This window comes from Saccharomonospora saliphila YIM 90502 (genome assembly GCF_000383795.1).
Classification (GTDB): domain Bacteria; phylum Actinomycetota; class Actinomycetes; order Mycobacteriales; family Pseudonocardiaceae; genus Saccharomonospora; species Saccharomonospora saliphila.
This window is the reverse complement of record NZ_KB912639.1, coordinates 5,131-10,436: the sequence shown is the minus strand read 5'-3', so window position 1 is coordinate 10,436 and position 5,306 is coordinate 5,131. Positions and strand designations below refer to the sequence as shown.

At 72.2% G+C, this 5,306-nt stretch carries 5 protein-coding genes; 4 read left to right on the top strand and 1 reads right to left on the bottom strand.

Annotated elements, in window-relative coordinates:
- The coding region (locus tag SACSA_RS21610; protein ID WP_019814078.1) for a four-carbon acid sugar kinase family protein at positions 1-583 on the bottom strand (583 nt) is incomplete at its 3' end.
- A gap of 133 nt (positions 584-716) precedes the next feature.
- Between SACSA_RS21610 and SACSA_RS0105090 the strand changes: the two genes are divergently transcribed.
- The 4 genes from SACSA_RS0105090 (at position 717) to SACSA_RS0105075 (ending at position 5,228) form a co-directional block, all read left to right on the top strand.
- Complete coding sequence (locus SACSA_RS0105090; RefSeq protein WP_019814077.1) at positions 717-1,703, top strand: aldo/keto reductase; 987 nt, start codon at positions 717-719, stop codon at positions 1,701-1,703.
- 23 nt (positions 1,704-1,726) lie between these two features.
- On the top strand, positions 1,727-2,488 hold the full coding sequence (locus SACSA_RS0105085) for an HpcH/HpaI aldolase family protein (RefSeq protein ID WP_019814076.1): 762 nt from the start codon (positions 1,727-1,729) through the stop codon (positions 2,486-2,488).
- Positions 2,485-3,660 carry a sialidase family protein gene (locus SACSA_RS0105080; RefSeq protein WP_019814074.1) on the top strand — a complete coding sequence of 392 codons (1,176 nt, stop codon included), beginning with the start codon at positions 2,485-2,487 and terminating at the stop codon, positions 3,658-3,660. Before SACSA_RS0105085 ends, SACSA_RS0105080 begins: the two co-directional genes overlap by 4 nt.
- Positions 3,661-3,809: 149 nt before the next feature.
- Complete coding sequence (locus SACSA_RS0105075) at positions 3,810-5,228, top strand: Nramp family divalent metal transporter (RefSeq protein ID WP_157596616.1); 1,419 nt, start codon at positions 3,810-3,812, stop codon at positions 5,226-5,228.
- Positions 5,229-5,306 lie beyond the last annotated feature (78 nt).

Here is a 5,306-nt window from a genome sequence, read left to right as displayed (position 1 = left end):
CGTCGGTCTCGCCGTCGCACACCGGAACCCGGCCCGCGCGGAGGCCGGCGGCCAGCCGTGCGGCGAGGTCGTCCGAGCGCACCGTCGCCAGGTCCACGGTCTCGGTCGGTACCGGGTCGAGCAGCGACGCCACAGTGGACGGTGGTCGCCGGGTCTCGGCGCGCCAGGCCTCGGTCTCGTGCAGTGGCACGCCCCGCACGTGGACCACGCCGCCCAGCACGGTCCGCCCACCCGAGGGCAACGCGGGTGCGAGCACGACCGGAGCCCCGGCGGCGCCGCGCACGGTGGCGGCCACGGTGCCCCGCAGCAACGAGTCGATCTTGAGGAAGACCCGCGATTCCGGGTCCGCGTGCCGCTGGAGGGCGGCACGGGTGACGCGTTCGGCCGTCGCGCCCGGCAGCGTGCGTGAGTCGAGGTCCAGCACCAGGATCGACTGCGCACTCCGCGCAGCGGATGGTGCACCCTCGCGGACCAGAGCGATCCGTGCGGACCGGGCGGGCGCGCCGAGCGCGGCGGCCGTCTCGGCCGCGCCGGACAGGTCGTCGGCGAGCGCGAGCACCTGTGATGTGGTGGTGTCCCGCACGGTTGGTTTCCTCCCTGTCCGCCTCGCTGACTGCGCGAATCACGCTATAGGTATTGCGCGAAGCGCGCAATGGTGTCAGGGTGACCGGCGAAGCGAGGCCGGGTGGCCGTCACCGTGTCGAAGGAGTCACCACATGACCGCTGTTTCGCCGAAGGAGCTGCCCGGCGTGCCCGCGCCGCTCTCGTCGCTCGTGCTCGGCACGATGACGTTCGGGGACACCGTCGACCCGGCCGGCGCCGCGCGCATGCTCGACGCGGCCCTTGACGCCGGGATCACCACCGTGGACACCGCGAACGGCTACGCGGGCGGCGAGACCGAGCGCATCCTCGGTGAGCTCCTGCCCACGCGCCGCGACCGCGTCGTCCTCGCGACGAAGGCGGGCATGCCCCACCCCGACGCGGGCGAGCACGCACCGCTGTCGGCCCCGGGCCTGCGCGCGAGCGTCGACGGAAGCCTCGCCAGGCTCGGCGTCGAGCGCATCGACCTGTTCTACCTGCACCAGCCCGACCGGGCGACGCCTGTGGAGGAGACGCTGGCGACGGTCGCCGCGCTCGTCGCCGAGGGCAAGATCGCCGCGCTCGGTGTGTCGAACTTCGCCGCATGGCAGATCGCCGAGCTGAACCGGGCCGCCGACGCCGAGGGCACGCCCCGCCCCCTCGTGGCCCAGCAGCTCTACAACCTGCTCGCCCGCCGCGTCGAGGAGGAATACACCGAGTACGCGCGCGGTTCGGGCCTGCACACGATGGTGTACAACCCGCTCGCGGGCGGTCTGCTCACCGGCCGCCACACGTTCACCGGTGCGCCGTCGTCCGGCCGGTTCGCCGACTCGCGTCTGGCGGAGATGTACCGGAAGCGATACTGGGACGAGCGGCTGTTCGACGCTGTCGAACGGCTTTCCCGCGTCGCGGACGAGGCCGGGCTCGGCCTTCCCGAACTGTCCCTTCGCTGGCTGCTGAACAGGCCCGTGACCGACTCCGTGCTGCTCGGCGGATCGAAGATCGAGCACCTGCGCGGCAACATCGACGCGCTGGCGCGGGGCCCGCTGCCACCGGACGTGGTCGACGCCTGCGACGAGGTCGGCGCGTTCCTGCGCGGCCCGATGCCCGCCTACAACCGCTGAACCACCGAAGACAAGGAGCCGCTATGAGCGCCGCCGCGTTCGCGAGCACACTGCGCGCTCGCGAGAAGCTCGTCGGCTACTGGACCGTGCTCGACGCGCCGGTCGCCACCGAACGCCTCGCGAGGCTGGGCTACGACTACATCGCCGTGGACGGCCAGCACGGCCTTGTCGGCTACTCGGGCATCCTCGGCGCGATGATGGCCGTCGACGCGGGCGGTGCCTCGGTCGGGCTCGTGCGGGTCGAACAGAACTCGGGCGCGGTCATCGGCCGCGCGCTGGACGCGGGCGCGGCCGGGGTCATCGTTCCGCTGATCGACACGGCGGCCGACGCGGCCGAGGCCGTGTCCGCCACCCGCTACCCGCCGCGCGGGCGCCGTTCCTACGGTCCGATGCGCGCCGGACTCCGCATCGGGCCACGCCCCGCCGACTCGGACGCGAGCACGGTGGTGCTCGCGATGATCGAGACGCCCGAAGGACTGGCCAACGTGCGCGAGATCTGCGCCACCGACGGACTCGACGGTGTCTACGTCGGACCCTCCGATTTGTCCCTCGCGCTGGGTGGCGCCTACCCGGGCGACCCCTCGGTCGCCGACGCGTTCGCCGACGCGCTGGCCACCGTGCGGACGGCGGCCGAGGAGGCGGGGATCGCCGCGGGCATCCACGTCCCGGACGGCGCCACGGCGGCGCGGCGGCTGGCGGAGGGCTACACCTTCGCCAGCATCGCCTCCGACCTCGTGCACCTCGAACAGGTCGCCGCCGACCACCTGGGGCAGGTGCGCTCATGAGCGGATTCGTCAGCGACGGCGTCCTCCGGCCCGTGCCCGGCGACCCCGCGCGGCACGAGGCGTTCCTGGCCGGGCCCACACCCCAGTGCCACGCGGCGAACCTGATGCCGCTGCCCAACGGCGAGCTGGGCTGCGCCTGGTTCGGCGGCACGCAGGAGGGCCTGCCGGACATCAACATCTGGTTCAGCAGGCTCGGCGCCGACGGCGTGTGGAGCGAGCCCGTGCGCGTGTCGTCGGACGCGCGGCGCTCCGAACAGAACCCGGTGTTGTTCACCGCGCCGAGCGGACGACTGTGGTTGCTCTACACCGCGCAGCGCTCCGGTGACCAGGACACCGCCGAGGTGCGTGTGGCGGTGTCCACGGACAACGGAGAGACCTTCGCCGCGCCGCGCACCCTGGTGCCCGCCACCGACACGGGCGGTGTCTTCGTGCGCCAGCCGATCGTGGTGCTCGACTCGGGACGCTGGCTGCTGCCGGTGTTCCACTGTGTCCGTCCACAGCGGGGCCGCTGGCGCGGCGACGACGACACCAGCGCCGTGCTCGTCTCCGACGACGAGGGCGCGACGTGGCGGCACCACGCGGTGCCGGACAGCACCGGGTGCGTGCACATGAACATCGTGCCGGCGGGCGACGGCACGTTGCTCGCGCTCTTCCGGCGCCGCCAGGCGGACGTGATCGCCGCGAGCCGCTCGACCGACGGGGTGCACTGGAGTGCGCCGGTGGCGACCGAGCTCCCGAACAACAACTCGTCGATCCAGGTCACGGCCCTGCGTGACGGACGCCTCGCGCTGGCCTACAACGCCAGCAGCGCCGCCGACGCCACCGCGCGGCGGGCCTCGCTCTACGACGAGATCGACGGTGACCGGCTCACCGACCCCGCGAAAGTGACTGCGGGGCCCGAGGCCGAGCCCGGCACGGCGTTCTGGGGTGCCCCGCGCGCGCCGATGACGCTGGCGCTCTCCGCCGACGGCGGGCGCACCTGGCCGAGCCGCCGGGACCTCGAAACCGGCGACGGCTACTGCCTGACGAACAACTCGACCGAGGGCCGCAACCGCGAACTGTCCTACCCCTCGCTCACCCAGACCGCCGACGGCGACCTGCACGTGGCGTTCACCTACTTCCGCCAGGCCATCAAGCACGTCCGCCTCCGCCCGGACTGGATCGCCGGGTAGCGCGGGCGCCCACCAGCGCCGGAGACCCCGGCCGGGCACCGGCGGCACCGTCCGACCGCACACCGCGGCACAGCGGGCACACGGCAGCACAACCCACGACGGCACAACCCACCACGCAGCACACACCACGGCATCGCAACGGAGCAGCCATGCGTCCTGATCGCACCGAGGAAGTCACCTCCCCCGCGCCGCCCACCGGTGCGGGTTCCCCCGCGCGAGCCTCGTCAGCGGACCCGCCGAGCAGTGTGACCGGCTACCTCAAGGCCATGGGGCCGGGCATCGTCGTGGTGATGTCCTGGCTGGGCACCGGCGACTTCATCAGCGCCTCGGTGTCGGGCTCCTCGTACGGCTACGCGCTGATCTGGACGTTGCTGATCGCGGTGTTCTCGCGCTACTTCATCGTGTCGTCGATGTCGAAGTACCAGCTGTGCAACGCCGTCGGTGACGAGACGATCCTCGACGGCTACGGCCGGGTGTGGAAGGGCTTCCCGATGTATCTCGGGGCGACGACGTGCGTCCTCGGGTTCGTCTACGTCTCCTTCCTGACGCTGGCCGCGGCCACCGCGCTCGACCAGCTCCTCGGCGGCTTCCTCCCGTTCGGGGCCTGGGGCATCCCGTTCTGGGCGGTGGTCACGATCGCGGCGGCGTTCACGCTGGCGGCCCGGCGCAAGGGCCACTTCCGAGGGCTGGAGATCATCGCGCAGGTCACGATGGCCGTGCTGGTGGGCTGTTTCCTGCTGGCGCTGATCGGCACCGGGATCGACCTCGGCGGGCTGTTCGGGGGCCTGCTGTTCGAGCTGCCGCCGGGCGAGGCGGGCTACATCACCGCCGTGAGCACCGCGGTCGGACTCATCGGCGCCGTCGGAGGCTCGGCGGCGAACCTGCTCTACCCGTACCTGATGCACGAGAAGGGCTGGCGCGGCCAGTCGTACCGCAAGCTCCAGCGGCTGGATCTGCGGTTCGGCACGCTGGTGATGTTCGGCCTCGTGCTCGCGGTGTGGGTGGTCGCCGCCGAGACCCTGCACGGCACGGGTGCCGGGGTGACCTCGGCGGACGGCCTCGCGAACATGATGGAGCGCGCCATCGGGTCCGCCGGGCCGCCGATCATGTGGCTGGCGATCTTCTTCACGGTCTTCAACAACATCGTGACCCAGCCCCGCGTGTTCGTGCGCATGTTCGTCGAGTCGGTGCACAAGGCGCGTCCCGAGCGGGTGGCGCGTATCCGGGCCGAGCGGGACCTGGCCGGAGTGCCGGAGAAGGAGACCTTCTCCTACGACCGGTTGTTCTGGGTGATCCTGGTCTTCATCATGACGGTGCCGATCGTGTTCTCGCTGCCGTCGATGCCCGGCATGGTCGTCATCACCCTGCTGGGCAACTCGTTCAACGTGCTCACCGTTCCCGCGATCATCATCGGCCTGATCGTCATGACGTCGCGGCGGGACCTGATGGCGCCCGGCCACGCCAACCGGTGGTGGGAGACGGTCATCCTCGCCGCCATCGGCGCCGTCGGCCTCTGGGCCACCTACGAGCTGGTCCTCAGCATCGCGGGCGCGCTCACCGGGAGCTGACCACCGCGCCGCCGGGCCACGGCCGTCCGCCCGCCGCCTCGCGCCCCGGCGCGAGCGACTCGGCGAGGCGGGGGAGTG

Excerpts from the sequence above, each read along its gene's own strand:
- SACSA_RS0105080 (WP_019814074.1), top strand. The coding sequence starts at position 2,485 with ATGAGCGGATTCGTCAGCGACGGCGTCCTCCGGCCCGTGCCCGGCGAC.
- SACSA_RS0105075 (WP_157596616.1), top strand. The coding sequence starts at position 3,810 with ATGCGTCCTGATCGCACCGAGGAAGTCACCTCCCCCGCGCCGCCCACC.
- SACSA_RS0105085 (WP_019814076.1), top strand. The coding sequence starts at position 1,727 with ATGAGCGCCGCCGCGTTCGCGAGCACACTGCGCGCTCGCGAGAAGCTC.
- SACSA_RS0105090 (WP_019814077.1), top strand. The coding sequence starts at position 717 with ATGACCGCTGTTTCGCCGAAGGAGCTGCCCGGCGTGCCCGCGCCGCTC.